We start from the raw sequence: 25,330 nt of genomic DNA on the forward strand, positions 1-25,330 counted from the left end.
GACAGAGACCGTCAATATCAATGACGGCGCCGCCCACAATCCGGGAGCGTGCGGACAACATGCGCGCCACGCAGACAAGAAAATTCCAAGACTGAAAAGTGGTAAACGTAGACGTGCAGTGCCGGGGGATGTTGTTCAACGGGGATAATCATGACCGCAGGAGAGATCCGGCGACCCGTCATCGGGCCTGTCAGGGAGTCCAGTAACCGATCCATCCGATCTATGCATCCAGCCTGGGCTGCCGTGGGGGAAGCCGCAGGTGAAGTGCCCGCCAAACGGGCCGTGAGCGACGCGGCCACCGCCAATGTTGTCGCCCTGCTTGCCGAAGACAGCGAACTCAGCGACAGCGCCCGTGCGGCGGTGTCCAACCTGCTGCGCCGCCATCGGCTGCTCGAGGGGGAACTGGCGCGTCAGCGCACGCTGCTGCAGGAATGGATCCTGAGCCAGCTGACCTACAAGACGCTCTACTACCAATACTCCGGCCAGTCGCCGCAGGCGCCTCGCGTGGAGTTGATGCGCGAGAAGGAGGCTGTGCGGCGGCGCATCCGCGAGCAGCTCCAGCCGGGCGCGGATTACCTTGCCGCGCCTGATGAATCCACCCGCAGTCTGTCCAGCTCGTGACACCGACGTCGACCGCGGGCGCATGCCCGCAGCCAGTTCAGCCCCACCGTCCGCCACGGACGCGCGCCGCTGCGGCGGCCACGGGTGCCGGCACCAAGAACAAGCCTAACGTCCGGGAGATCGTGATGGACCGACTGTGCAAGGCGTCACGCACTGCACAGCTCGTGGTCGTGTCGCGTCATGAAGATTTTGGTTTCGACCCGTCCGTGATCGGCACGGAATGGGAAATCCGCCGTGTCGCGCAGGTCCGCGATGCCGAGCGCACGGTGCGCGCCTGTCCGCCCACGGCCGGCGTGATCGACCTGCAGTCCGACTACAGCGAGGCCGAGTTCACGCAGCTGGAACAGGCGCTGCAGTACCTGCATGTCACGTGGGTGGCGATCACCTCCGATGCGATGCTGGCCAACGAGCGCGTACGGCGGATGATCCGCGACTATTGCGTCGACTACGTGCGCCTGCCGTTCTCGATGCCGGAGTTGCTGTACACGCTGCGGCATGCGCGCGGCATGGCGTCGCTGCACGGCACGCGCCCGCAGGAAAGCGCGTCGCGCGGCACCATGATTGGCGAATGCGCGGCGATGCGGGCGATGTTCCGCTCGCTCGCCAAGGTGGCGCACAACGAAGCGCCGGTGTTTATCTCGGGCGAGTCCGGTACCGGCAAGGAACTGGCCGCGCAGGCGATCCACGATGCCTCGAGCCGGCGCAAGGGCCCGTTCATCGCCATCAACTGCGGTGCCATTCCCTCGCACCTGGTGCAGTCAGAGCTGTTCGGCTATGAAAAGGGCGCCTTTACCGGGGCCAACCAACGCAAGATCGGCTGGATCGAACAGGCCGAGGGCGGCACGCTGTTTCTCGACGAAATCGGCGACCTGCCGCTCGAAAGCCAGGTGGCGCTGCTGCGCTTCCTGCAGCAGGGCACGATCACGCGGCTGGGCGGCCATCAGTCGATCCCGCTGAACCTGCGCATCATCTCGGCCACGCACGTGGACTTGGTGGCGGCGCAGGGCGACGGGCGCTTCCGTTCGGACCTGTTCCACCGGCTGTGCGTGCTGACGCTGTCGATCCCGGCGCTGCGCGAGCGCGGCGAGGACATCCTGCTGCTGGCCAATGCGGTGCTGGCCGAGCACGGCCACGAGGCGCACCGTCGCATCCGCGGGTTCTCCGCGTGCGCGACGCAGGCGATGATGCAGTACGCCTGGCCGGGCAATGTGCGCGAACTGATCAACCGTGTGCGCCGCGCCATCGTGATGACCGACAACCGCAAGATCACCGCCGAAGACCTGCAGCTGCACAACGGCGCCGAGCTGCCGCGCAAGACCCTCGATGCGATCCGCGAAGAGGCCGAGCGTGAAGCGATCCGCACCGTGATGGCCAGCCACGGCTTTCACGTGGTGCCGGCCGCGCGCGAGCTCAACGTGTCGCGCGTGACCCTGTACCGGCTCATGCACAAGCACAACATCCGGGTGGAGAGCCACGCCTCGGCGGGGGAGTAGCGGCAGTCAACAGCTCCGGTCATGTGTGGGTTGCCGGCACGGCCGGTACCGCGGCCAGTAACACGACCAGGACAGGCGCCAGCGGGAAAGGGGAACCGGCGACGTCCGCTCGCCGGTTCCGCCTTTCCCCGTGCCGGCCGGCACGTCAGCGCACCACCCGCGGGGGCCTAGCGGCCCACTTCCCGTCCGCGAACCCGTCCGCGAACCCGCCGCCGTATGCCTGCGCGGGCGCGGGCGTGGTGGCGAGGTTCATGCTGATCTTGCCGCGCGCCCGCCGCGGCGGCTCGCAGGCATCCTGCGCTGGCCACGGCACCATGTCGCGACGGCGCTGGCCGTCGCGTGCGTGCCGCGCGGGCGGCGCCAGCGCTTCGCCGCCGGTCGTGTCCGGATCCAGCCGCAGCTCTCCCCAGGCCCAGCCGAAGCCGCGCACATAGACGTCATGACTGACCGCGGCGTGGCTGTTAGCGTCATCCGCGTCGGGGCGGTCGAACCACGCGTAGCTGGCCGCCGCCGCGCTGCCCGAGCCGATCGCCAGCGCCGTGGCGAGCATTGCAGCTTTCATGGTCGGCTTCTCCCTGTGGAAAAAAAGTGTCCGCCGGGGGACAGAACACTAATCGGCGCGGTCACGCTGGCTCGCGTCCCCGCTTGTTGTGTCAGTCCGTCACGCGCGCCGCTTGCCGGCATGACGCCGGCAGGACGGACTGGCCTGCGCCGGTCTGCGGATCGCCATGCATGCCATGCCGTGCGCGCTGCGCGCGAGTTGCACCCGCGCGCGCGGATAGGGCAGCAGCGGCGCCGACACCAGGTCCGTCTCTGACGGCGGCGGGCCGGCCAGGCGGTATGCGCGCCGGCGCGCGGTCATGCGGGAAGGCGGGTTACGCATGTGGTGATCTCCAGCGCGCAAACGACGGGTTTGACGGAACTGGCGCCAGCCTGCTGTGCGCCCTGGCCAAGCCAGAGCGACAAGTGTGCCAAGGGCCGCAAACGCTTGTGCCACGCGGCTTTGCGAGACGCTTCGCGGTACCTGGCCGTCACTGCTCGGCGGCGCTGGACCAATCGGTTTCGTCACTGCAACGCGTTGCGCTGGCGCCGTGGCGGCGCAGGCGGCGCGCTGGTGTCCGCTGGCGCGCCCTGGCCGGCGCTTTGCCGTGGGCGCGAGGCGTGGCGCTACGGCCTCGCAGCCCGTTGCACGGTTGAAACTGGCCTTACATCAGTCATGCACGCGAGTAACCGCGGTGCATCGCGCCAGCAAGACGGGGCCCGTGCGTGGCGACGCAGAAACGGGTACGCGCGGTGGCGCGGCCAGCGTGCAGTCAGCGGGGCTGGCCCGAGGTGCCAGAGGGATTGGCCGGGCTGGACGGTGTCGCGGCAGGCGCTGCCGAGGGCACGGCGCCCGATGCGGTGCCGGAGATGGGCTTGGGTCCGGGCTGGCTGCGCTCGCAGCCGGCGCAGCCGAGCACGGCGATGATTGCCAGCACGGCCGCCGGGCGTGCGCGGAGGTTGCAGGTCACGGGTGCCTCCTTGCGCCGGCGCGCGGGCAACGGATGCGCCGGCAGGTATGCCTGGTCTTACTGTAGCAGGTCGCCTGCGGCGCGCCGCGCCAGGCGCGCCTTGGGCAAGCGGCGCGATGCGCAGTATGATGAACGCAGCGCCGGCCGGGCGGGCAGGCGCAATCCATCCGCGGTCCCCGCGCCGGATCGCGCCAGCACCAGGCCGTGACTGACAAGACCGAACCTTCCTCATCGGCTGCCGCCGACGGCGTGCCGCCGCCGCGCCGGCACCGCCCCCACTGGCTGCCCGACCGCCACACCGGCGCGCGCACGCTGCGCGTGGTGGCCGCCGCGATCACCTCGTGGTTCGCGCACCGCGCCGCCAGCAAGGGCGCGGCGCTGTCCTTCTACATGTTGTTTTCGCTGGCGCCGATCCTGGTGCTGGTGATATCGATCGCCGGCCTGTTCTTCGGCGCCGAGGCGGCGCGCGGCGAGATCTTCGCGCAGCTCGAAGGGCTGGTCGGCGAACAGGGCGCCGCCGCCATCGAGGGCATCCTGGCCGCCACGCACCGCGCCGGCGGCAGCGGCATGGCCGCGCTGATCGCGACCGGCATCCTGTTCGTCGGCGCCACCAGCGCCTTTGCCGAACTCAAAAGCAGCCTGGACGACATCTGGCACGTGCCGGTGCCCGACACCGCCGGCTGGCGCCAGTTGCTGCGCACGCGCCTGCTGTCGTTCAGCCTGGTGCTGGTGCTGGCCTTCATGCTGCTGGTGTCGCTGATCGTCAATGCGGCGCTGGCGGTGGTCGAGCGCATCTGGGGCCAGCTGTGGACGCAGTCGTGGTTCGCTCCGGTGGCCGAAGCGATCTCGTCGCTGTTCTCGTTCGCGGTGGTGACCGTGCTGTTCGCGGTGATCTTCAAGATGCTGCCCAATGCGCGCATTGCCTGGCGCGACGTCACCATGGGCGCGGTCATCACCGCGCTGCTATTCTCGATCGGCAAGCGGCTGATCGGGCTGTACCTGGGCAACAGTGCCGTGGCCTCGTCCTATGGCGCTGCCGGCTCCGTGGTGGCGCTGATGCTGTGGGTGTATTACTCAGCACAGATCTTTTTCTTCGGCGCAGAGCTGACGCGCCAGTACGCGCTGCAGTTCGGCAGCCTGCGCGGCAAGCCGGCGGACAAGCTGGCCGAGTAGCGGCAGCACGCCGGAGCGGGCATGGACCAGACATGGATCGGGGTGTGGACCCGGCAGGTGACAACGCAAATCCCGTAGCGGCGCCCAAACCGGTAAAATAACGCCCCATTCCCTTCGCGTGCCCGCAGGGCCCGGCCCTGCGGCCGCCCGCGGCGCTGCCGGTCCTGGTTCCGGCCATCGCCGGGCCATCCCAATATTTCCCAGTCTGATTCCGCTGCCGTGAGCTCGCTCGTTCCTGAAATTGCGCGTCGTCGCACCTTCGCCATCATCTCCCACCCCGACGCGGGCAAGACCACCCTGACCGAAAAGCTGCTGTGGTTCGGCGGCGCGATCCAGGTCGCGGGCGAAGTGCGGGCGCGCAAGGCGGACCGCCATGCCACCTCGGACTGGATGGAGCTGGAAAAGCAGCGCGGCATTTCGGTGACGTCGTCGGTGATGCAGTTCCCCTACCGCCGCGACAGCGCTGGCGGCAAGGCGCAGGAGAACATCGTCAACCTGCTCGACACCCCGGGCCACGAGGACTTCTCCGAAGACACGTATCGCACGCTGACCGCGGTGGACTCGGCGGTGATGGTGATCGACTCGGTCAACGGCGTGGAAGCGCAGACCATCAAGCTGCTGAACGTCTGCCGGCTGCGCGACACCCCCATCCTGACCTTCATCAACAAGCTCGACCGCGAAGGTCGCTCGCCGATCGAACTGCTCGATGAAATCGAGGACGTGCTGCAGATCCAGTGCGCGCCGATGACCTGGCCGATCGGCATGGGCAAGGCCTTCCGCGGTGTCTACCACCTGATCGACGACAAGGTGCAGCTGTTCGACCCGCACGGCGACAAGGGCACGGCAGCGATCCTCGATGGCCTGGACAATCCGGAGCTGGACCGCATCCTTGGCAGCCAGGCCGAAGAGCTGCGCATCGAGATCGAGCTGGTGCGCGGGGCCTCGCATACCTTCGACAAGGAGGCCTTCCTCAACGGCAAGCAGACGCCGGTGTACTTCGGCTCGGCCATCAACAACTTCGGCGTGCAGTCGCTGCTGGATGCGCTGTGCGAACTGTCGCCGCCGCCGCTGGCCCGCAACACGGATTCGCGCGTGGTCGAGCCGCAGGAACCCAAGTTCACCGGCTTCGTGTTCAAGATCCAGGCCAACATGGATCCGCGCCACCGCGACCGCATTGCCTTCGTGCGAGTGTGCTCGGGCCGCTTCGAGCGCGGCATGAAGCTGCTGCACGTTTCGGCGGGCAAGACCGTGGCGATCAACAACGCCATCACCTTCATGGCGCAGGACCGCAACACCACCGAAGAGGCCTACGCCGGCGACATCATCGGCGTGCCCAACCACGGCACCATCCGCCTGGGCGATGTCTTCACCGAAGGCGAGCCGCTCAAGTTCACCGGCATCCCGTCGTTCGCGCCGGAATTCTTCCGTCGCGCGCGCCTGAACAACCCGCTCAAGGTCAAGCAGCTGCAGAAGGGCCTGCAGCAACTGGCGGAAGAGGGCGCCACGCAGATGTTCCGCCCGCTCGCGTCCAACGACCTGGTGCTGGGGGCCGTGGGTATCCTGCAGTTCGACGTGGTGGCGCACCGGCTCGAGCATGAATACGGCGTCGATGCCATCTTCGAATCGCATGAATGCGCCACCGCGCGCTGGCTCAAGGGCACGCCGGCCGAGATCGAGAAGCTGATCGCGAAGGCCGGGCATAACGTGGCGCTGGACGGTGCCGGCGACCATGTCTACCTCGCGCCGAGCATGGTCAACCTGCGGCTGACGCAGGAACGGTTCCCGGAGTTGCAGTTCCTGGAGACGCGCGAGATCGTCTGATCATCGTCCTCGTGCAAAGCAAAACGGCTCGCCATGGCGAGCCGTTTTGCTGTTCTGAGGGTTTGCCTGGCGCTTTTGCAGCCAATCAATACGCCAGTGATGCCTGGATATAGAACGTCCGCGGCATGCCCACATACTTGCCGGCATTGTTGTCGGTCGAGCGGGTGAAATAGCGCTTGTCGAACACGTTCTTCACGCCCACGGCCAGCTTCAGGTTCTGCGCGGCCTTGCCGAAGTCATAGCCCACGCGCAGGTTCATCAGCGCATAGCCCGGGATATCGCCCAGCGCGCCATTGGCGCTTTCCGCGGTCTGGTAGGTGGTCGAATTGCTCGGGTCGCCCGGCGAATGCTGCTTGGACTGCGCAAACCCATCGACATTGAACGACCAGCGGTTGCGCGCGTAGCGCATGCCCACCGTGGCCACGTGGCGAGAATAGAACGGCAGGTCGCGCCCGGCAAAGTTGCCCTGGTTGTAGGTGGCTTCGGTGTAGGTGTAGGTGGCGTAGGCCGACAGGCCCATCAAAGACTTGTCGAGCGCGCCGAAGTCATAGCGCAGCGACGATTCCACGCCGCGGTGAGTGGTGGCGCCGAGGTTGGTCCATGCATCCGGCGCGCCGGCGGTGCCGCCGCGCAGCTGCAGCTCGTCGTCGAAGTCGATGTTGAACAGCGTCAGCTCGCCGCCCCAGCCATTGGCGTTGAAGTGCGTGCCGATCTCGTAGGTCTTGGCCTTTTCCGGCGTCAGCCCGTTGGTGGTCTGCGCGATCTGGAAATACTGCAGCGGGCCGAACGACACGCCGGCGTTGGCGAACAGCTTCCACTGGTCGCTGACGTGGTACATCACCGCCAGCGACGGCAGCGGCTCGTTGGAAGACACGTCGCGGCGCACACCGCTGAAGTTGTCGGTCACGTACGAGCGGATAAACTCATAGCGCAGCCCGGGGGTGATGGTCCAGTTGCCGACGTTGATGGTGTCGTCGATATAGACCGCGTTGGCGGTGGTGCCGCCGGTGCGCCACTGGTAGACCGGCGAGGGCAGCGTAGTGGCATCGATAGAACCCGGCACATAGAACGCGGTGCGCGATGCCTGCTCGTCGCTGGCTTCGCGCAGGAAGCGGTAGCCGACGCTGACCTCATGGCTCATGCTGTCGCCGCGGAACAACTGCGAGTAGCGCGGCTCGATCGCAAAGGTGTGGTAGTTGCGCGGGGCCGCGGTCAGGCGGCGCCGGCCGGCCTGCGCGCCGGTGCCCTCCTGCTCGATATTGCTGCCGCGGAAGCTGTCGGTGTAGTAGGTCAGCACCTCGAACTTGCGGTCGGCGTCGTTGTGGCTGTATTTCAGGCTGAAGTCGTGGCGCCGCCCGCTGAAGTTGTCGTAGGGGCGCACCGACTGGAACGGGTCGGCCGCGTACTGCGCCGGCGTCAGGCCGCCGGGCATGCCGGCCGTGCCTTCGTAGTAATGGAAGGCGGCGCTCAGCGAGTCGGTCTTCGAGATCCGGTACGCGCCCTTGAGCAGCAGGTCGTCGATATTGACGTGGTCGTTGCTGGCGCGGTAGCCGTTGCCGTGGATGCCCGAGTACAGCAGCGCCCCGCCCAGCCCCTGCTCGTTGGTGCCGCCGATGAATGCGGTCGGGTTGGTCTTGACGTTGCCGCCGTGGCTGTAGATGTCGGTCGAGACCGAGGCATCGGCGGCGAAGGTCGCGGGGATCGGGCGCGTCACGAAGTTGATGATGCCGCCCACGTTCTGCGGGCCGTAGCGCACCGAGCCCGCGCCGCGCACCACGTCGATGGTCTCGAGGTTGCCCAGCGACAGCGGCGCCATCGACAGCTGTGGCTGGCCGTAGGGCGCCACCGCCAGCGGGACGCCGTCCATCAGGATGGTCGAGCGCGGCGACAGCCGCGAGGCCAGCCCGCGCACGCCCACGTTGAGCGAGACATCGCTGCCGCCGGTGCCGTTGTTCTCCTGCACCTGCACGCCGGGAATGCGGCGCAGCACTTCGCGCACATTGTTGGCGCCGGCTTCGGCGAAGGTCTCGCGGTCGACGATGGTACGTGCGCCCGGATGCTCCAACACCTTGGCCTCATTGGCGTTTTCCAGCCAGTTGCCCACCACGGTGACCGTGTTCAGCGTGGCTTCGGTATTGGCGGCGGTGGCAGTGGCGGGCGTTGCGGAAACCGGTTCGGCGGCGTGGGCCGGCATCGCGGCGAACTGGGCAAACAGCAGGGCGGCGCCGATGGCACCCCCGGTCAGGCGGAAAGCGGGCTGCAAGGTGAGTTCCTGGGGAGAGCGGCGCGTCCCGCTGCGCCGGAAGCGATGGTCCGGACGGTCGCGCCAATGGGCGGCGATTATAAATGCGAGTGATTCTCAAAAGCGAGAAGCCCGGCGTTGCGCCGCCAGCGCGTGTCGCGTCTCTGCATCATTGTGCTGACAAAGAGGCAAGATTCGCGCTTCATTCCGCACATTCCGAATAACCGGTGTGCAGGCGTGGGCATTTGCATGCAGCAATTAAACGCACGCTTTAGAATCTGCCCTTTGCGCACGGCGAACCCGCTTCCCGGGCGCAAGCTCCGCTCCCTTCCTGCCCCGTCCATGTCTTCCCCTGCCACCGTTCCGGCCGCCGAGCCGGACAGCGTCTTCCGTGATTCCGTCTTTCGCCGCTACTGGTTCGCGCGGCTGTGCACCACCATCGGCTACCAGATCTTTACCGTGGCGGTGGGCTGGCAGATGTACGACCTGACGCGCGACCCGCTGATGCTGGGCATGGTCGGGCTGGTGCAGTTCCTGCCGTCGGTGGCGCTGATCCTGATGTCGGGCCACGTGGCGGACCGCTTCGACCGGCGCCGCATCGTGCGCACCTGCCAGTCGCTCGAGGCGCTGCTGGCCGCCGGCATGGCCGCCGCCAGCCTGGGCGGCTGGATCGACAGCCACCACATCTTTGTCTTCGTCGCGCTGATCGGCGCCACGCGCGCGTTCGAGAACCCCACGCTGCAGGCCTTGCTGCCCAGCGTGGTCACGCCGCGCCAGCTGCCGCGCGCGGTGGCGCTGGCCAGCTCGGCGGGGCAGGCCGCCATCATCATCGGCCCGGCCATCGGCGGCTTCGCCTATGTGGCCGGCCCGGGGGTGGTGTACACGCTGAGCGCGACGCTGTTTGCGATCGCCGCGCTGCTGGTGGGCGGCATCACGCTGCGCCAGGCGGCGCAGCGGCTGACCGCGCCGGTCAGCGTGCGCACCGTCTTTGCCGGTTTCGCCTATATCCGCAGCCGCCCGGTGCTGCTGGGCGCGATCTCGCTGGATATGGTGGCGGTGCTGCTGGGCGGCGCCGCGGCGCTGTTGCCAATCTACGCGCGCGACATCCTGCATACCGGACCGTGGGGGCTGGGGCTGCTGCGCTCGTCGCCGGCCATCGGCGCGTTGGCGATGGCGCTGTGGCTGGCGCGCCATCCGCTGAACCGGCGCGCCGGACGCGTGATGTTCGCCGCGGTGGCGGTGTTCGGCGTCGCCACGGTGGTGTTCGGGGTCTCGACCTGGCTGCCGCTGTCGATGGCGGCACTGGTTGTGCTGGGTGCTTCCGACATGATCAGCGTGGTGGTGAGATCCACGCTGGTCCAGCTCGATACGCCCGACGACATGCGCGGGCGCGTCGGCGCCGTCAATTCGGTGTTTATCGGCGCTTCCAACCAGCTGGGCGAGTTCGAGTCAGGCGTCACCGCCGCGCTGTTCGGCCCGGTGGGCGCGGTGGTCCTGGGCGGGGTCGGCACGCTGCTGGTGGTGGCGGTGTGGATGCGTTTGTTCCCGGCGCTGGCGGCGCGCGACAAGCTGCACGAACATCCCGCCTGAACGGCCGCATGGCGCGTGCGGGCCTGCATGGCGATGCCCGGAGCGTACCCGTTTCTGCGTGCGCGGCGGCGGGGCTGACGGCGGTATAGTGATGCCTCGCGCGCCAACTTTCGTCGCTGAAAGTCGCGCCCGACTGTTGCCGCTCGCATCACCGCCCGCATCCCGCCACGCCTTGCGCCACATGACCTTGCCGACCGATCCGCTCCAGCGCCACGCGGTGTTCGCCGCGCTCAGCGGCTCGCGCGCTTCGCTGGAGCGCGCCGCCCCGTTGGGCGACGGCCTGGGCGTGGCGCTGTGGCGCAACCGGAACGACAGCACCGGCTATGCGCGGCCCGGCCACCACACCATGTCGGTCTACCTGCAGGGCGGCCACGCTACCTACCGGCGCGACCAGCCCGGCAACAAAGGCGCCCCGGGCAGGCTGTGCCTGTTGCCGGCCGACCATGAGTCGCGCTGGCATGTCGGCGGTCCGCAGCGCTTCCTGCATCTGTATTTCCGCCCCGAAACCCTGGCCTGGCACTGCGTGCGCCTGCTCGACCGCGAACCGCGCTCGGTGGCCTTGCGCGACCTGACCTTTGCCGACGATCCGCGCCTGCATGCGCTGAGCCAGCATCTTGCCGCGCTCGACTGGCGCTTGCCCGAGGCCCGCATGGCCGGCAACGCGCTGGCGCACGAGGCGCTCAGCCACCTGGTGCTGAACCACGCCGGCCGCGCCGCCCCGACCGACTGGCGCGGTGGCTTGTCCGCGCAGGCGCGGCGGACCGTGCGCGACTGGATCGAAAGCCATCCCGACAGCAACCCGACGCTGGGCGATCTGGCGGCGCTGGCGGGCCTGTCGGAATTCCACTTCGCGCGCATGTTCCGGGTGTCGTTCGGCATGCCGCCGCATGCGTGGGTGCTGCAGACCCGCCTGGAGCGGGCGCAACGGCTGCTGGCCGATCCGCGCCGCCCGCTGCATGAAGTCGCCGCCCGCGCCGGGTTTGCCTCGGCCAGCCATCTCAGCCGTCGTTTCCAGGCCGCGTTCGGCATGACACCCGGTGCCTGGCGCGCGGGCGCGTAGCCTTTCTGGTTGCGGTCGGACCGGCGCCAGCCGTTGCAGCGCAAGGCCTGGCGCCCACAGCACACAAATCCGCGTCCGAGTCCTGGGAACCCGCTGCCGCTTCGCTTGTCCCCTCATATGTGTCGTGTTTCCGGCTTTGTCGGTGATCGTCTGACATCTTGCGTTCAATGCTCATCAATTTGTCAAACGTGAACCGCTGTCCAGCGTTCCGGCAAGTCCGCCCGGGCATCGCACGGCACGCAGAAACAGGTACGCATCGCCGTCCCAGGCCAGCACCGTCGACAACCTTACAACAACCGCAAACGGAGCCGCTCCCATGGATCTCAACTTCATCGATGCCGACCAGCTTGAGGCGGGCTGGTCCTACCTGGTCCGCTTCGGCATCAACCAGGGCATGAACTGCCTGGCGGCCATCCTGATCCTGATGATCGGCTGGTGGCTGTCGGGCCGCGTCGGCACTGCGGCGCGCGCTGCGCTGGCCCGCACCCATGTCGACGCCACCATGCGCCCGCTGCTGGCCAATGCGCTGCAGTGGATGGTGCGCGTGCTGACCATCGTGCTGGTGCTGTCGCAGTTCGGCGTGCAGACCGCCAGCATCATCGCCATGCTCGGTGCCGCCGGCCTGGCGATCGGGCTGGCGCTGCAGGGCACGCTGCAGAACATTGCCGCCGGCATCATGCTGGTGCTGCTGCGCCCGTTTCGCGTGGGCCAGTACATCGACGCGCAGGGCGTGGCCGGCACCGTGCGCGAGACCGGGCTCTTCATGACCGAGCTGACCACCTTCGACGGCGTCTGCCTGCGCGTGCCCAACGGCAAGCTGTGGGGCAGCGCCATCACGAATTACAGCGAGAACGCCACGCGGCGCGCCGACATCGAGGCCACGGTGACCTTCGACAGCGACGTGCAGCGCAGCCTGGAAGCGCTGCGCGCGATGCTGGCGCGCGAGCCGCGGCTGCTGGCCGAGCCCGCCCCCGAAACCATGGTGGTCAACTACACCCAGCAGGGCATTACGCTGAACGTGCGCTACTGGACCTCGAACGACGATTACTGGAACGTGCGCTTCGCCTTCTACGAGCGCATCAAGCAGGTGCTGGAGCAGGCCGGCAGCAAGCTGGCGGTGCCGATCCAGGAGCTGCACGTGCCGGGCGCGTCGTCGGTGCCGGGCGTGGTGAAGGTGGCCGACAGCGCGCCGTCGGCAGCCTCGCGACCGGCCGCGCCGCAGTCGCACCAGCCGTCGCACCAGCCGACGCGCCAGCCCGCGCGCCAACCGGGCTAGCCGCGCGCGTCCTGCGCCTCGCCCTCGTCCGAGAACAGCGTGCAGGCCCCGCTTTCGGCCGTGCTGACCTGGCGGCGGAAGCTCGCGAACAGGTCGCGGCCGACGCCATGGCGATTGGCGCTCAGGTCCGGGCGCGCTGGCGTGCGTGCCTGCCATTCGTCGTCGGGCACCAGCACGTCGAGCGTGCCCGTGGTCGCGTCGACGCGCATCATGTCGCCGCTGCGCACGCGCGCGATCGCGCCGCCGCGCAGCGCTTCCGGGCAGACGTGGATGGCGGCCGGGACCTTGCCCGATGCGCCCGACATGCGCCCGTCCGTCACCAGCGCCACATGGAAACCTCGGTCCTGCAGCACCGTCAACGTGGGCGTGAGCTTGTGCAGCTCCGGCATGCCGCACGACGCCGGGCCCTGCCACGGCAGCACCGCAATGAAGTCGCGTTCCAGCTCGCCGCGCTTGAAAGCGTGCAGCACATCGTCCTGATGCTCGAACACGATCGCCGGCGCCTGCACCACCTGGTGCTCGGGCTTGACCGCCGAGGTCTTGATCACCGCGCGGCCCAGCTTGCCGTCGAGCAGCTTGATGCCGCCGTCCGGCGCAAAGGGCGCGTCGGCGGCGCGCACGATGCTGTCATCGAGCGGCGCGGCCGGGCCATCGATCCACGTCAGCTGGCCGTCGCGCAGCACCGGCTCGCGCGTGTAGTCTTGCAGGCCCTGGCCGACGATGGTGGTGACGTCGTCGTGCAGCAGACCGAGTGCGAGCAGGCCGCGGATCACCACCGGCAGCCCGCCGGCGGCCTGGAACTGGTTCACGTCGGCCTTGCCGTTCGGGTACACGCGCGCCAGCAGCGGCACCACTGCCGACAGTTCGTCGAAATCGTCCCAGCTCAGCACGATGCCGGCCACCCGCGCCATCGCGATCAGGTGCAGCGTGTGGTTGGTCGAGCCGCCGGTGGCCAGCAGCCCGACGATGCCGTTGACGAAGGCGCGCTCGTCCAGCACCTCGGCCACCGGCGTATAGCGCTCGCCGCCGTGCACCAGCTTCAGCGCCTGGCGCGCGGCCTCGCGCGTCAGCGCTTCGCGCAGCGGCGTGTTGGGATTGACGAAGGCCGTGCCAGGAAGATGCAGGCCCATCATTTCCATCAGCATCTGGTTGGAGTTGGCGGTGCCGTAGAAGGTGCAGGTGCCCGGTCCGTGGTAGGAGCGGGTCTCGGCCTCGAGCAGCTCCTTGCGGCCGATCTTGCCTTCGGCGTAGAGCTGCCGGGTATGCGCCTTCTCGTCGTTGCTGATGCCGGTGGTCATCGGCCCGCCCGGCACGAACACCGCGGGCAAATGGCCGAAGGACAGCGCCCCCATCACCAGCCCGGGCACGATCTTGTCGCACACGCCCAGGTACAGCGCGCCATCGAACATCTGGTGCGACAGCGCCACCGCCGTGGCCAGCGCGATCACGTCGCGCGAGAACAGCGACAGGTCCATGCCGTCCTGGCCCTGCGTGACGCCGTCGCACATCGCCGGCGTGCCGCCGGCAAACTGCGCGGTGCCGCCGGCGTCGAGCGCGGCTTCCTTGAGCCATTGCGGGAACGCGGCCAGCGGCTGGTGCGCGGACAGCATGTCGTTGTAGGCCGAGACGATGGCCAGGTTGGGCCGCTCGTCGGCCTTCAGCCGGATTTTGGCGGCGTCCGGCATGGCGGCCACCGCGTGGGCGAGGTTGGTACAGGAAAGCTGCGCGCGTTCGACCTTCTGCCCGGCCATGGCGCGGGTGCGGTCAAGATACGCCTGGCGCGAGGCGGTGCTGCGGGAGACGATGCGGGCGGTGACCCGCTCGAGCACTGGATGACGTGGCATGGGGTTCTCCTGCGGGGGAGCTTTCAGCCTAGCGTACTTTGCCGGGGCCTGCACGGCGGAGGGTGCTTGATGGCCCGCCCCCGGCCTACGCCAACCACGCAGAAATGGGTACGCTTGCCTCGCCAAGCCGTAGCGACTCACGTAAACTGGCCGCTACCCGGCCGGCCATCGCGCGCTGGCCGCGACAACTCGAATCCTCAAGGAGCGCAGGGTGAGCATGCCTGATTTCGACATGGTGCTGTTTGGCGGCACCGGCGACCTGGCGCGGCGCAAGCTGCTGCCGTCCCTGTTCGATGCGCACCACGCGGGGCTGCTGCATCCGGCCGCACGCATCCTCGCCACCGGCAGCCAGCCGATGTCGAGCGCGGACTACATCGCCTCGCTGGAACAGAGCGTGCGGCCCGCGCTGGCCCATGCGCCGCCCGAGTCATGGGACAGGTTCTGCGCACGCATCGTCTACGTGCAGGCCGATGCACGCGTGCCGGCGCATTTCGATGCGCTGGCCGAGCAGCTGCTGTCGCGCAAGCCCGAGGTGGTGGTGTGCTATCTCGCCACCGCGCCGCACCTGTTCGTGTCGATCTGCGAGCAGCTGGCGCGCACCGGCCTGAACACGCGCCACGCGCCCAACGTGCGCATCGTGCTGGAAAAGCCGCTGGGCCATGACCTGGAATCGAACGAGGCCATCAACTCCGCGGTGGCGAAATTCTTTGCCGAAGAGCAGATCTACCGCATCGACCATTACCTGGGCAAGGAGTCGGTGCAGAACCTGATGGCGATCCGCTTCGGCAACGCGCTGTTCGAGCCGCTGTGGCGCCGCGAGTGGGTGCAGGACGTGCAGATCACCATTGCCGAAGAACTCGGCGTGGAAACGCGCGGCGACTTCTACGACCGCACCGGCGCGCTGCGCGACATGGTGCAGAACCACCTGCTGCAGCTGCTGTGCATGGTGGCGATGGAGCCCCCGGCCAGCTTGAGCGAAGACGCCATCCGCGACGAGAAGATCAAGATCCTGAAGGCGCTCAGGCCGATCACGCCGCAGGACGTGGCCGAGAAGACCGTGCGCGGCCAGTACCGCGCCGGCGCGATCGGCGGCAAGCCGGTGCCCGGCTACCTGGAGGAAGAAGGCATCGCGCCGGACAGCCGTACCGAGACCTTTGTCGCGATCAAGGCCGAGATCGCCAACTGGCGCTGGGAAGGCGTGCCGTTCTACCTGCGCACCGGCAAGCGCATGCAGTCGCGCGTGGCCGAGATCGTGATCCACTTCCGCGACGTGCCGCACGCGATCTTCCCGCGGCCGCTGACGCAGTCGCCGCAGAACCGGCTGGTGATCCAGCTGCAGCCCGAGGAAAGCATCCGCCTGTACTGCCTGGTCAAGCAGCCCGGCGATACGCTGGAACTGACGCCCACCTCGCTCGACCTCGACTTCGCCAACTCGTTCAAGGTGCGCCGCGCCGGCGCCTATGAACGGCTGCTGCTGGACGTGATCCGCGGCCGGCTGGGCCTGTTCGTGCGCCGCGACGAGCAGGTGCAGGCGTGGCGCTGGGTCGAGCCGATCATCGACACCTGGGAAGCCAGCACGGTTCCGCCCAAGCCCTATACCGCCGGCACCTGGGGGCCGGCGGCGTCGTCGGCGCTGATGTCGCGCGATGGCGGCCTGTGGCACGAGGAAGCCTGAGCCATGGGCTCGCACCCCTGTAAAGGAAGCCGCCATGCGCCTGTTTGAACATCCCACGCCGATGGACCAGGCCGAGGCCCTGGCGATCTCGATCGGCAATGCGCTGGAGCTCGCCGTGCGCGTCAAGGGCTGGGCGGTGCTGGCGGTCTCGGGCGGGCGCTCGCCGGTGGCGATGTTCGAGCGGCTGCGCCACCGGCACGTGCGCTGGGACGCGGTGACGATCACGCTGGTCGACGAACGCGTGGTGCCGCCCGACCACGCCGACAGCAACGCCGCACTGGTGCGCGCCCACCTGCTGCGCGAGGCCGCGGCCAGCGCCGCCTTCGTGCCGCTGATTGCCGACGCGCACGACGCCGCCGCGCCCGCACAGGCGGTGGCGCGCGCCAACGCCGCGTTCCGCCAGCCCGACGTGGTGGTGCTGGGCATGGGCGAGGACGGCCATACCGCCTCGCTGTTCCCCGATGCGCCCGAACTGCAGAGCGCGCTGAGCGAGCCGCAGCCGGGCTACGCCATCACCCATCCGTCGGTGGCGCGGCATGCGCGCATCACGCTGAACCTGGCCGCGCTGCTGGCCGCCGAGCGCGTGTTCCTGTCCGTCTCCGGCGCGGCCAAGGCCGCGGTGCTGGAGCGCGCGCTGCAGGGCCCCACGCCGTCGTTGCCGGTGAGCCTGGTGCTGTCGCGGCACCGGCACGGGTTTGACGTGTTCAAGACCTGACCGCCCCGCTTGCCCACCTTTGCGCAAGGAACGAGATCCGCTGCCATGGCCACTACCGCATCCTTCTCCGCTGACTTCCCGCGCCTGCTCGGCGATGTAGGCGGCACCAACGTGCGCTTTGCGCTGGAGACCGCGCCCATGCGGATCGGGCCGGTGACGGCGCTGAAGGTGGCGGATTTTCCGTCGCTGGAGGCGGCGCTGCGCCAGTACCTCGACGGCCTCGCCGGCTCCGGCCAGCCCACGCCGCATCACGCCGCGATCGGCCTGGCCAATCCGGTGACCGGCGACCGGGTCCGGCTGACCAACCACAACTGGACCTTCTCGATCGACGGCATGCGGCGCGCGCTCGGGCTGCAGACGCTGGTGGCGATCAACGACTTCACCGCGCTGGCGCTGGCGCTGCCGCACCTGCCCGCCGACGGGCTGGCGCAGGTGCGCGCCGGCACCGCGGTGCGCACCGCGCCGCTGGCGCTGGTCGGGCCCGGCACCGGCCTGGGCGTTTCGGGACTGGTGCCGGCGCCGGGCGGGCAGGCCGTGGCGCTGGCCGGCGAAGGCGGCCATATCGAGCTGATGCCGGACACCGACGACGAATGGATCGCGTGGCGCGCGGCCCATCGCAACGTCGGCCGGGTCTCGGCCGAGCGGCTGCTGAGCGGCAGCGGCCTGTCGCATATCCATGCCGCGCTGGCCGCAGAAACGGGTACGCTTTTGCTGGCGCCGCTGCAGCCGGCGCAGGTCACCGCAGGCGCGTTCGAGCGCAACGACCCGCTGTGCCAGCGCGCCATGGCGGTGTTCTTCGGACTGCTGGGCTCGGTCGCGGCCGATATCGCGCTGGTGATCGGTGCGCGCGGCGGCGTTTATCTGGGCGGCGGCATCCTGCCGCGCTTCGTGCCGGCGCTGCGGGACTCGGTATTCGCCGAGCGCTTTGTCGCCAAGGGTCGCATGCGCGGCTGGCTCGAGGCGGTGCCGGTCCATGTCATCACCGCCAGCCATCCGGCGTTGGCGGGGCTGGCGCAGGCGCTGGCCGAACGCCTCGGCGGCGCGGGCGGGAACGGTTAGCCATGCGCGTGCTGCTGGTCGAAGACGATGCCATGATCGGCGAGAGCGTCAAGCTGGCGCTGCGCCAGGAAGGCTTTGCCGTCGATTGGGTGCGCGACGGCGATGCGGGCCTGGCCGCGGCCAGCACCGCCGCGGACGGCCAGGCGTGCTACGACCTGATCCTGCTCGACCTGGGGCTGCCGCGCCGCCCCGGCCTGGAGGTGCTGCGCGCGCTGCGGGCGCGCGGCGTGCCCACGCCGGTGCTGATCCTGACCGCGCGCGACGCCGTCGCCGACCGTGTCGCGGGGCTCAATGCCGGCGCCGATGATTACCTGGTCAAGCCCTTCGACCTGCAGGAGCTGGCCGCGCGCATGCACGCGCTGGCACGCCGCGCCGCCGGGCGTGCTGAACCGCTGGTCACCTACGGCGACATCGTGCTCAACCCCGCCACGCGCGAAGCCACCTGCCGCGGCGAACCGGTGCGGCTGTCGGCGCGCGAATTTGCGCTGCTGTCGGCGCTGATGGCGCGCCCGGGCAAAGTGTGGTCAGTGCCGCAGCTGCAGGAGCGGCTCTATGGCTGGGACGACGAGGTCGGCAGCAATACCGTCGAGGTCTACATCCACGCGCTGCGCAAGAAGTTCGGCGCGGCGCTGATCCGCAATATCCGCGGCGTGGGCTATGTGGTGCCGCGCCTCGACAGCGAAGCAGCGGCCGATGGCGAGGAGGAGGGCAGCTGATGCGCTCGATCCAGCGAACGCTGCTGGCCTGGCTGGCGGCCGGCCTGATAGCCGGGATCGCCATCGCCACCGCGCTGATCTACGGGCAGGCGCGGCAGGAGGCCAACGCGCTGTTCGACTACCAGATGAAGCAGATGGCCGCGGCGCTGCCGAGCCAGTTTCCCAACCCGGTGGCGCCGCCCTTCGTCGGCGCGCCCGGCGACCTCGCGCACGCCGACGAGGATGTGGTGATCCATATCTGGGACGGCTCCGGGCGCAGCCTTTACCTGTCGCACTCGCATCCGGCACTGCCAGCGCGCGCCGAGCTGGGGTTCGCCAACGTGACCACGCAGCAGGGCGAATGGCGCCTGTACAGCATGCAGCTGGGGCCCGCCGTGGTGCAGATCGCGCAGCCGATGAGCGCGCGCCGCACGCTGGCCGCGCGCATGGCGCTGCGCACGGTGGCGCCGCTGCTGCTGTTGCTGCCGCTGCTGGGCTGGCTGGTGTGGATGGCGGTGGGCCGCGGCCTGCGGCCGCTGCGCGAGATCGCCACCGAGGTGCGCGCGCGCGATGCCAACGCGCTGGCGCCGCTGGCGGTGCGCCCGATGCCCGACGAGATCGCGCCGCTGAGCGCGGCGCTGAACCAGCTGCTGGCGCGGCTCTCGCATGCCATCGACACCCAGCGCGCCTTCGTCGCCGATGCCGCGCACGCGCTGCGCACGCCGCTGACCGCGCTGCAGCTGCAGGCACAACTGGTCGAGCGTGCCGACGACGGCGCCGCGCGCGACGAAGCCATCGCCAAGCTGCGCCAGGGGCTGGAGCGGCTGACCCACCTGGTGACCCAGCTGCTGACGCTGGCGCGGCAGGAACCGGGCGCGGCCGTGCCCCCGCACGAACCGGTGGAACTGCATCAACTGGCCGCGGCCGTGGTCGCCGAGATGGCCCAGGCCGCGCTCGATCGCGACATCGACCTGGGCCTGGACGGCAGCGCCGACACTACCCCCGCCGTGGTACGCGGCGACGCCGATGCGTTGCGCATCCTGCTGACCAACCTGCTGGACAATGCGCTCGCATACATCCCCGCCGGCGGCCGCATCGACGTCGCGGTGCGGCGCAGTGCCGACGGCCGTAGCGTGGAACTGGTGGTCAGCGACAACGGCCCGGGCATCCCCGCCGCAGAGCGCGCGCGCGTGTTCGACCGCTTCTATCGCGTCGCCGATGCGCCGACCGGCGGCAGCGGCCTGGGCCTCGCCATCGTCGCCGAGATCGCGCAGTCGCATGGCGCGCGGGTGGTGCTGGAGGATGCCGGGCCGGGGTTGCGGGTCAGGGTGGTGTTTCCGGCTTAGCCCGCGTCAGCAAACATTGCGGCCTGCGCGCTGCGCAACTGGCTGAAGCGGGAGCGCAAATCCAGTTGGTCTTCTGCCCTGCGCAAGGCTTGCCAAAAACGACAACCCATCGATCGACACGCAGAAATGGGTACGCTTTGCGCCCGCAGGCCGGGAATGCGACGCGGTTGCGTGCGCTGGCTACGCAGCTAAATCATGCGTTATTGCCGACCCGAAGGCGCCGCGGCATGGCTTTGACTGGACCCGCCGCGGCACGCAGAAACGGGTACGCTTTTACGGCGCAGGCCGTTCAGCGCCATGCCGGCGCGACGCCATTGCGTATCATGCGTGTTCCTCTCCTCACTGGTGCAACGACAGCATGCGCGCGATCGGCAACTTCCTCTGGTTCATCCTTGGCGGCGTGGTGATGGGCCTGGCCTGGTGGCTGGCAGGGCTGCTGGCCTTTATCTCGATCATCGGCATTCCCTGGGGCAAGGCCTGCTTCGTGATCGGCAGCTTCACCTTCTTTCCGTTCGGCAAGCAGGCCATCAGCCGGCGCGAACTGACCGGGCGCGACGATGTCGGCACCGGAGCGCTCGGGCTGGTGGGCAATGTGCTGTGGTTTGTCGTTGCCGGCGTGTGGCTGGCCATCGGCCATGTCATGGCGGCGCTCGCCAACTTCGTGACCATCATCGGCATCCCGTTCGCGATCCAGCACCTGAAGCTGGCCGGCATTGCGCTGGCACCGATCGGACAGACCGTGGTCAGCAACGAGATGGCGGACGCCGCGCGCCGCGACGGCGCCCGCGCGCAGGTGGACAACCTGCGCCGCTGAGCGCTCAGGCGTCCGCGTCGTCGTCGTGGCCTTCCGCGTCCTGCTGGCCGGCGTGCGCCACCAGCCGGTCGAGCAGGCTGCCCAGCAGCGCCTGCTCGGCTTCGCTCAGGCAACCGAAGATCTCCTCATTGCGCCGGGCGATCATGGCGATCGCCTGCCGGTACAGCGGCTTGCCTTGCGGGGTCAGCGACAGCACCACGCCGCGCCCGTCGGCCGCGCTGGCTTCCTTGCTGACCAGCCCGCGCGCCACCAGCGCCTGTGCCGAGCGGCTCGCCTGGCCCTTGGTCAGGTTGGCGCGCTGCGCCAGGGCGTTGACCGACAGCGGCGCGAAGGCCCCGATCGCCGCCAGGCAACGCCCCTCGCTGAGCAGCAGCCCGCATTGCTCCAGGTAGGCGGCGGCGCTGTCCTTGTCGCTGAGCTTGTTGACCTGGTGCAGGCGGTAGGTCAGGAACTGTTCGAGGCGTGGCAGTGGCTTCATGGCGTTTCCGTTTCGGGCGTCGGCATTGTAGAGCCGCCATGGCCTTGCCGGCTGCGTGCCTCGGCCTCGTCTATCAGCGCCATCACCGGCGCCAGCGCTTGCTGCCGGCTCATCAGGCCCAGGCACACCATCGCCAGCAACAGCGGCGCACGCGCTTCGCCGGTGCGGCCCATGGCTTCGCACAATCGGGTATAGGCCTGGTCGAGTTCTTCAGCTTGCATGGCGGGTTCCGGTCTGCAGCAGGGGGGCGAGGGTGGCGCGCACGGCGTCCCATGACGGTTCGCGCCAGCGTGCCAGCACATAGCCATCGGGACGGATGAGATACAGGGTGCCAGGGCTGGCACCATAGCGGGCGTGGGCCTGGCCGTCGACGTCGGCCAGCGCGGCGGCGCCGGTCGGGGCGCCGGTGACCACCTGGTACGCTTGCAGGGCTTGTGGATATTCCTGTACGAGCGCGGCCAGCGGTTCGGGCAGCGCCGGCCGAGCGGCGCCATGCCGGAACCAGAGCAGCGTGAAGCGCTGCCCGAAGCATTGCGTCAGATGCCGGATGCCGTCCGGCCCGTCCACGCGCAACTCCGGCGCGGGCACGCCTGGTGCCGCGCCCGGGCAGTCGTCGCCGAAGTCGCTGGGACCGTTCAGCGCCGAATCGACATAGGCAATCGGTGCCGACTGGCGCGGATTGACCAGCGAACGCACCGCCGGCTCGGATGGCGCCAGCCGCAGCGTGGCCTCGCGCATCAGCTTGAAGGCGAAGTCGGGCGGCGCCATGAACTCGGTGCTCTTGGCGCCGTAGGCAAGGTTCTGGCGCGTGGCGTGCAGGCGCTCGGCGGAGTAGGTGTCGAGCAGGCTGTCGCCGGCCTGGCCGCGCAGCACCCAGGCCAGCTTCCAGGCCAGGTTGCCGGCATCGTCCAGCCCCGAATTGAGCCCGCGCACGCCGAAGATCGGCACCAGGTGCGCGGCGTCGCCAGCGAACATGACGCGGCCATGGCGGTAATCCTGCAGGGTCAGGCACTTGGCGTTGTACATCGAGATCCACAGCGGCCGCCACGGCTCGGTCTCGCCGATCATGTCGAGGTGGCTCTGCACGCGCGGCAGCACGTTCTCGGGCCTGATCGCCTCGTCGGGATCTTCGTCGTCGCGGATCTGGTAGTCGATGCGCCAGACATCGTCGGGCTGCCGGTGCATCAGCAGGGTCGAGCCGGGATTGGAGGGCGGGTCGAACCAGGCCAGCCGCTCCACCTCGCGCCGGGTTTTCTGAACGATGTCGACGATCACGTAGCGGCCTTCGTACTGCGTGCCTTCCATGCGCAGGCCCAGTTGCTCGCGCACCGTGCTGCGTCCGCCGTCGCACGCCACCAGCCATTGCGCATCGATCTCCACCGCGCCGTCGCCGGTCTCGATCTCGGCGACCACGCCGCCGGGGTGCTGGCGCAGCGTCCGCAGGCGCGCGCCGAAGCGCACGTCGGCGGGCGACGCGCCGCGCAGCGCAGCATCGTGGGCGAAGGCCTCCAGGTAGTACTGCTGGATATTGACCATCGGCGCAAAGCGCTCGCCCGGCTCGCTCGGCATCTGGAAATGCAGCACTTGCGTATCGCGGTAGTAGCTGCGCCCGCCGACCCACGGCAGGCCGGTTGCTACCGTGGCCCGGTCGGCGCCGGCCCAGCCCAGGATTTCGAGCGAGCGCCGCGCCATGCAGATCGCGCGGCTGCCGGCGCAGTAGCCGTCGTCGGCTTCCACCACCAGCGTGGCAATGCCCTGGCGCGCCAGCAGTGCGGCCAGCGTCAGGCCGACCGGGCCGCCGCCGGCAATCAGCACCGGGATGCGCTGCGGCCAGGGACGGGACGAATCGGGCGGTGGTGCGGGCGGCACCGGCAGGTGAGGCGCGTGGGGATCTGGCATGACGGGCGATAGTTTGTGCAAGATGGTTGTGGGCGCAACTATATCGGCCATATAGTTGCGTGCGAAACTAGTGTAAACCCCTCCGGCCACGGCCGGCACTGCGGTAGCGCAAACCAGCCGCCGCCGCCGCGCTCCTTCCCCTGTGCTTCGCCTATGCTTCGCAACAGGCACACTGCTGAAGGGGCCGCGCCATGCCCGTCCTGCCCTCCGATGCCGCGCCGCGCGTGGCCTGGCTGCCATCGCCCGGCAGCTGGCGATACCACCTGATGCTGGGTGCGGCCGGCATGCTGGTGCTGGGGCCGCTGGGTGGCGTCGCCGCGGCGTACATGAATTTCTCGCTGGGGTTCTTTGTTGGCGGACAGGTGCTGGCGGGCATCCTGGGCTCGGTGGTGACGGCCGGCTATGGCGCATCCGGCCGCCATGGCGCCAACTACATCCAGACCGCGGCGGCGTCGGTGGCGGGCATGGGCGGCATGGCGGTGGTACTGCAGGCGATGGCGTGGCTGGGCATGGCGCAGCCGCCGCTGTGGCAACTGCTGCTGTACCTGCTGTGCATCGGCATGTTCGGGGTGGGCGTGGGCATGCTGTACACGCCGTTGCTGGTGGACCGCATGCAGCTGACCTTTCCGTCGGGGCTGGCGGTGGCCAACATCCTGCGCGCGCTGACCGACCCGGTGCTGTTGCGGCGCTCGGTGGCGCGCCTCGGCGGCGGTATGGCGCTGGGCCTGGCCAGCGGGCTTGGGGCCGGGCGCGTGCCGGGGCTGGCCGTGCTGGACCTGTCCGCTGCCACCTTCGGCGCCGGCATGATCGTCGGCGCGCGCGTGGGCGTCGCCGCGCTGGTGGGCGGGCTGGCCGGATGGGCCATGACGCCATGGTTCGTCGACGCCGGCTGGCTCGCGCGGGGCGAGCCCTACCGCAAGGCCACATTCCTGGTGGCGCTCGGCATGATCATGGGCGCGGCCGTGGTCGACCTGGCGCAGTTGCTGGCGCAGTTGTCGGTGCAGGCATGCCGGCGCTGGCGGGCACGGCGCCAGCCGCAACCGCCCGCGCCGCGGCGCGGGCCGGGCATGGGCTGGGTGGCGGCGTGGGCGCTGCTGTGGGGTGCGGCCACCGTGGCGGCGGGCGTGCTGTGGTTCGGGCAGCCGCTGGCCTTCCAGCTGATTGCCGTGCTGCTGGCGCTGGTGTTCGCGCTGGTCAACGGCATCTCGGTCGGGATGGTCGACCAGAATCCGATTTCATCGGCATTCGTGCTGTCGGTGATCCTGATGGCGGCCGCCGGCCTGCGCGCGCCCGAAGTCGGCCTGATCGCCGCCACGGTGCTGCTGGTGGCCACCGCCGAAGCCAGCGACATGCAGCAGGACCGCTCCACCGGCTGGCGCCTGGGCAGCGACCGCATGGTGCAGTTCGGCTACCAGGTGGCGGGCATCGTGGTCGGCGCACTGGTCGCGGTGGCGATGGCGCGCCTGTTCCTGCAGGCCTATCCGGTGCTGGCGCTGGACCAGACCAGCCTGCCGGCCGACCAGCAGCCGGCGCGCTGGACCTCGGCCATGACCTACAAGATCGTGGGCGTGCTCCATGGCTTGTCGCAGGACCGGACCGGCCAGTATCTGGCGGTCGGAGCGGGACTGCTGATCGGGCTGGCCACGGCGCTGTTGCGCCGCGCCATCCTCGGCCACCCTGCGTGGCAGCGCTATGCGCGTTCCGGACGAGGCGGGCAGGCGGCGGATTTCGTGCTTGATGCCGTGATCCTGCCCTCGCCTTATGCGTCGTCGTTCGGCGGTTTCGTCAACCTGACGGCGGCGGCATGGATGGCGGCAGGCGGTGTGCTGGCCAGCGTGGGCGCCGCAGTCGGCGCGCGCGGGACGCGCGGGCAAGGCTTGCCGCGCGACATGAACACCGCGTCGCTGCTTGGCGGGGGCTTGATTGCCGGCGACGCACTGGCGGCGCTGGGCATCGGCATGGCCGGCCTGCTCTCCGTCAGCTGAGAGGTCGGGGCGGCTGATTGTCAAATTTTGTTG

22 protein-coding genes are annotated in these 25,330 nt (G+C 69.3%); 14 read left to right on the forward strand and 8 right to left on the reverse strand.

What is annotated here, in order from left to right; genetic code table 11:
* Positions 1-150: 150 nt before the first annotated feature.
* Together AC3FMM_RS20675 and AC3FMM_RS20680 are read left to right on the forward strand one after the other, a co-directional pair.
* Positions 151-621, forward strand: coding sequence for a hypothetical protein (locus AC3FMM_RS20675; protein ID WP_115714172.1), 471 nt, complete (start codon positions 151-153; stop codon positions 619-621).
* Between the two features lie 125 nt (positions 622-746).
* Positions 747-2,114 (forward strand): sigma-54 dependent transcriptional regulator, encoded by a 1,368-nt coding sequence (locus tag AC3FMM_RS20680; RefSeq protein ID WP_116313731.1) that lies wholly within the window; start codon positions 747-749, stop codon positions 2,112-2,114.
* 145 nt (positions 2,115-2,259) lie between these two features.
* Here the strand turns inward: AC3FMM_RS20680 and AC3FMM_RS20685 are convergent, their stop codons facing one another.
* The 3 genes from AC3FMM_RS20685 to AC3FMM_RS20695 all read right to left on the reverse strand — a co-directional run bounded on the left by AC3FMM_RS20685 (position 2,260) and on the right by AC3FMM_RS20695 (position 3,625).
* Positions 2,260-2,676 (reverse strand): hypothetical protein, encoded by a 417-nt coding sequence (locus AC3FMM_RS20685; protein WP_240987748.1) that lies wholly within the window; start codon positions 2,674-2,676, stop codon positions 2,260-2,262.
* Between the two features lie 99 nt (positions 2,677-2,775).
* Complete coding sequence (locus tag AC3FMM_RS20690) at positions 2,776-2,997, reverse strand: hypothetical protein (RefSeq protein WP_240991384.1); 222 nt, start codon at positions 2,995-2,997, stop codon at positions 2,776-2,778.
* 430 nt (positions 2,998-3,427) lie between these two features.
* On the reverse strand, positions 3,428-3,625 hold the full coding sequence (locus AC3FMM_RS20695; RefSeq protein WP_240987750.1) for a hypothetical protein: 198 nt from the start codon (positions 3,623-3,625) through the stop codon (positions 3,428-3,430).
* Between the two features lie 204 nt (positions 3,626-3,829).
* Here AC3FMM_RS20695 and AC3FMM_RS20700 point away from each other — a divergent pair, with 204 nt between their 5' ends.
* Both AC3FMM_RS20700 and AC3FMM_RS20705 read left to right on the forward strand, forming a co-directional pair.
* Complete coding sequence (locus tag AC3FMM_RS20700) at positions 3,830-4,798, forward strand: YihY/virulence factor BrkB family protein (protein WP_414249250.1); 969 nt, start codon at positions 3,830-3,832, stop codon at positions 4,796-4,798.
* Between the two features lie 219 nt (positions 4,799-5,017).
* On the forward strand, positions 5,018-6,619 hold the full coding sequence (locus tag AC3FMM_RS20705; protein ID WP_488687383.1) for a peptide chain release factor 3: 1,602 nt from the start codon (positions 5,018-5,020) through the stop codon (positions 6,617-6,619).
* Between the two features lie 85 nt (positions 6,620-6,704).
* Here the strand turns inward: AC3FMM_RS20705 and AC3FMM_RS20710 are convergent, their stop codons facing one another.
* Positions 6,705-8,882 (reverse strand): TonB-dependent receptor family protein, encoded by a 2,178-nt coding sequence (locus tag AC3FMM_RS20710; RefSeq protein ID WP_488687384.1) that lies wholly within the window; start codon positions 8,880-8,882, stop codon positions 6,705-6,707.
* Between the two features lie 321 nt (positions 8,883-9,203).
* Between AC3FMM_RS20710 and AC3FMM_RS20715 the strand changes: the two genes are divergently transcribed.
* The 3 genes from AC3FMM_RS20715 to AC3FMM_RS20725 all read left to right on the forward strand — a co-directional run bounded on the left by AC3FMM_RS20715 (position 9,204) and on the right by AC3FMM_RS20725 (position 12,787).
* Entirely contained in the window at positions 9,204-10,451 is a 1,248-nt protein-coding gene (locus AC3FMM_RS20715) for an MFS transporter (RefSeq protein WP_115682062.1), read from the forward strand.
* Positions 10,452-10,632: 181 nt separating this feature from the next.
* A complete protein-coding gene (locus tag AC3FMM_RS20720) occupies positions 10,633-11,511 on the forward strand; it encodes a helix-turn-helix domain-containing protein (RefSeq protein WP_115714168.1) in 879 nt (292 codons plus the stop codon).
* Between the two features lie 316 nt (positions 11,512-11,827).
* Positions 11,828-12,787 carry a mechanosensitive ion channel family protein gene (locus AC3FMM_RS20725; protein WP_115714167.1) on the forward strand — a complete coding sequence of 320 codons (960 nt, stop codon included), beginning with the start codon at positions 11,828-11,830 and terminating at the stop codon, positions 12,785-12,787.
* On the opposite strand, the gene edd is transcribed toward AC3FMM_RS20725, so the two are convergent.
* Positions 12,784-14,631: a phosphogluconate dehydratase gene (edd, locus tag AC3FMM_RS20730; RefSeq protein WP_116313736.1), complete on the reverse strand. Its 1,848-nt coding sequence runs from the start codon at positions 14,629-14,631 to the stop codon at positions 12,784-12,786. The genes AC3FMM_RS20725 and edd overlap by 4 nt on opposite strands.
* Before the next feature lie 217 nt (positions 14,632-14,848).
* Between edd and zwf the strand changes: the two genes are divergently transcribed.
* The 6 genes from zwf to AC3FMM_RS20760 all read left to right on the forward strand — a co-directional run bounded on the left by zwf (position 14,849) and on the right by AC3FMM_RS20760 (position 20,935).
* Positions 14,849-16,306 (forward strand): glucose-6-phosphate dehydrogenase, encoded by a 1,458-nt coding sequence (zwf, locus tag AC3FMM_RS20735; RefSeq protein ID WP_115682058.1) that lies wholly within the window; start codon positions 14,849-14,851, stop codon positions 16,304-16,306.
* 34 nt (positions 16,307-16,340) lie between these two features.
* On the forward strand, positions 16,341-17,021 hold the full coding sequence (pgl, locus tag AC3FMM_RS20740; protein WP_488687385.1) for a 6-phosphogluconolactonase: 681 nt from the start codon (positions 16,341-16,343) through the stop codon (positions 17,019-17,021).
* A gap of 45 nt (positions 17,022-17,066) precedes the next feature.
* On the forward strand, positions 17,067-18,080 hold the full coding sequence (gene glk / locus AC3FMM_RS20745) for a glucokinase (RefSeq protein WP_488687386.1): 1,014 nt from the start codon (positions 17,067-17,069) through the stop codon (positions 18,078-18,080).
* Positions 18,081-18,082: 2 nt separating this feature from the next.
* Entirely contained in the window at positions 18,083-18,796 is a 714-nt protein-coding gene (locus tag AC3FMM_RS20750) for a response regulator transcription factor (RefSeq protein WP_326346294.1), read from the forward strand.
* Positions 18,796-20,121, forward strand: a complete 1,326-nt coding sequence (locus AC3FMM_RS20755; RefSeq protein ID WP_488687387.1) for a sensor histidine kinase — start codon at positions 18,796-18,798, stop codon at positions 20,119-20,121. The genes AC3FMM_RS20750 and AC3FMM_RS20755 overlap by 1 nt, the downstream gene beginning before the upstream one ends.
* A 358-nt stretch (positions 20,122-20,479) precedes the next feature.
* Complete coding sequence (locus AC3FMM_RS20760) at positions 20,480-20,935, forward strand: YccF domain-containing protein (protein WP_115682052.1); 456 nt, start codon at positions 20,480-20,482, stop codon at positions 20,933-20,935.
* A gap of 4 nt (positions 20,936-20,939) precedes the next feature.
* Here AC3FMM_RS20760 and AC3FMM_RS20765 read toward each other — a convergent pair whose 3' ends face one another.
* From AC3FMM_RS20765 to AC3FMM_RS20775, 3 genes are read right to left on the reverse strand one after another with little or no spacing between them, the layout of a single operon-like run.
* Entirely contained in the window at positions 20,940-21,413 is a 474-nt protein-coding gene (locus AC3FMM_RS20765; RefSeq protein ID WP_414249256.1) for a MarR family winged helix-turn-helix transcriptional regulator, read from the reverse strand.
* Positions 21,410-21,634 (reverse strand): hypothetical protein, encoded by a 225-nt coding sequence (locus AC3FMM_RS20770; protein WP_414249257.1) that lies wholly within the window; start codon positions 21,632-21,634, stop codon positions 21,410-21,412. The genes AC3FMM_RS20765 and AC3FMM_RS20770 overlap by 4 nt, the downstream gene beginning before the upstream one ends.
* On the reverse strand, positions 21,624-23,312 hold the full coding sequence (locus AC3FMM_RS20775) for an FAD-dependent oxidoreductase (RefSeq protein ID WP_414249258.1): 1,689 nt from the start codon (positions 23,310-23,312) through the stop codon (positions 21,624-21,626). Before AC3FMM_RS20775 ends, AC3FMM_RS20770 begins: the two co-directional genes overlap by 11 nt.
* A 191-nt stretch (positions 23,313-23,503) precedes the next feature.
* Between AC3FMM_RS20775 and AC3FMM_RS20780 the strand changes: the two genes are divergently transcribed.
* The gene (locus tag AC3FMM_RS20780) at positions 23,504-25,297 is read left to right on the forward strand and encodes an OPT/YSL family transporter (RefSeq protein ID WP_488687388.1); all 1,794 of its coding nucleotides are present in this window, start codon (positions 23,504-23,506) and stop codon (positions 25,295-25,297) included.
* The last annotated feature ends 33 nt before the right edge of the window (positions 25,298-25,330 follow it).

This window comes from Cupriavidus sp. 207A1 (genome assembly GCF_057798955.1).

What these genes read in the sequence shown, in the direction of transcription:
- AC3FMM_RS20755 (WP_488687387.1), top strand. Translation starts at nt 18,796, where the DNA reads ATGCGCTCGATCCAGCGAACGCTGCTGGCCTGGCTGGCGGCCGGCCTG.
- AC3FMM_RS20675 (WP_115714172.1), top strand. Translation starts at nt 151, where the DNA reads ATGACCGCAGGAGAGATCCGGCGACCCGTCATCGGGCCTGTCAGGGAG.
- AC3FMM_RS20725 (WP_115714167.1), top strand. Translation starts at nt 11,828, where the DNA reads ATGGATCTCAACTTCATCGATGCCGACCAGCTTGAGGCGGGCTGGTCC.
- glk (WP_488687386.1), top strand. Translation starts at nt 17,067, where the DNA reads ATGGCCACTACCGCATCCTTCTCCGCTGACTTCCCGCGCCTGCTCGGC.
- AC3FMM_RS20780 (WP_488687388.1), top strand. Translation starts at nt 23,504, where the DNA reads ATGCCCGTCCTGCCCTCCGATGCCGCGCCGCGCGTGGCCTGGCTGCCA.
- edd (WP_116313736.1), bottom strand. Translation starts at nt 14,631, where the DNA reads ATGCCACGTCATCCAGTGCTCGAGCGGGTCACCGCCCGCATCGTCTCC.
- AC3FMM_RS20765 (WP_414249256.1), bottom strand. Translation starts at nt 21,413, where the DNA reads ATGAAGCCACTGCCACGCCTCGAACAGTTCCTGACCTACCGCCTGCAC.
- AC3FMM_RS20680 (WP_116313731.1), top strand. Translation starts at nt 747, where the DNA reads ATGGACCGACTGTGCAAGGCGTCACGCACTGCACAGCTCGTGGTCGTG.
- AC3FMM_RS20750 (WP_326346294.1), top strand. Translation starts at nt 18,083, where the DNA reads ATGCGCGTGCTGCTGGTCGAAGACGATGCCATGATCGGCGAGAGCGTC.
- AC3FMM_RS20690 (WP_240991384.1), bottom strand. Translation starts at nt 2,997, where the DNA reads ATGCGTAACCCGCCTTCCCGCATGACCGCGCGCCGGCGCGCATACCGC.
- AC3FMM_RS20775 (WP_414249258.1), bottom strand. Translation starts at nt 23,312, where the DNA reads ATGCCAGATCCCCACGCGCCTCACCTGCCGGTGCCGCCCGCACCACCG.
- AC3FMM_RS20770 (WP_414249257.1), bottom strand. Translation starts at nt 21,634, where the DNA reads ATGCAAGCTGAAGAACTCGACCAGGCCTATACCCGATTGTGCGAAGCC.
- AC3FMM_RS20720 (WP_115714168.1), top strand. Translation starts at nt 10,633, where the DNA reads ATGACCTTGCCGACCGATCCGCTCCAGCGCCACGCGGTGTTCGCCGCG.
- AC3FMM_RS20760 (WP_115682052.1), top strand. Translation starts at nt 20,480, where the DNA reads ATGCGCGCGATCGGCAACTTCCTCTGGTTCATCCTTGGCGGCGTGGTG.
- AC3FMM_RS20685 (WP_240987748.1), bottom strand. Translation starts at nt 2,676, where the DNA reads ATGAAAGCTGCAATGCTCGCCACGGCGCTGGCGATCGGCTCGGGCAGC.
- pgl (WP_488687385.1), top strand. Translation starts at nt 16,341, where the DNA reads ATGCGCCTGTTTGAACATCCCACGCCGATGGACCAGGCCGAGGCCCTG.
- AC3FMM_RS20715 (WP_115682062.1), top strand. Translation starts at nt 9,204, where the DNA reads ATGTCTTCCCCTGCCACCGTTCCGGCCGCCGAGCCGGACAGCGTCTTC.
- zwf (WP_115682058.1), top strand. Translation starts at nt 14,849, where the DNA reads ATGCCTGATTTCGACATGGTGCTGTTTGGCGGCACCGGCGACCTGGCG.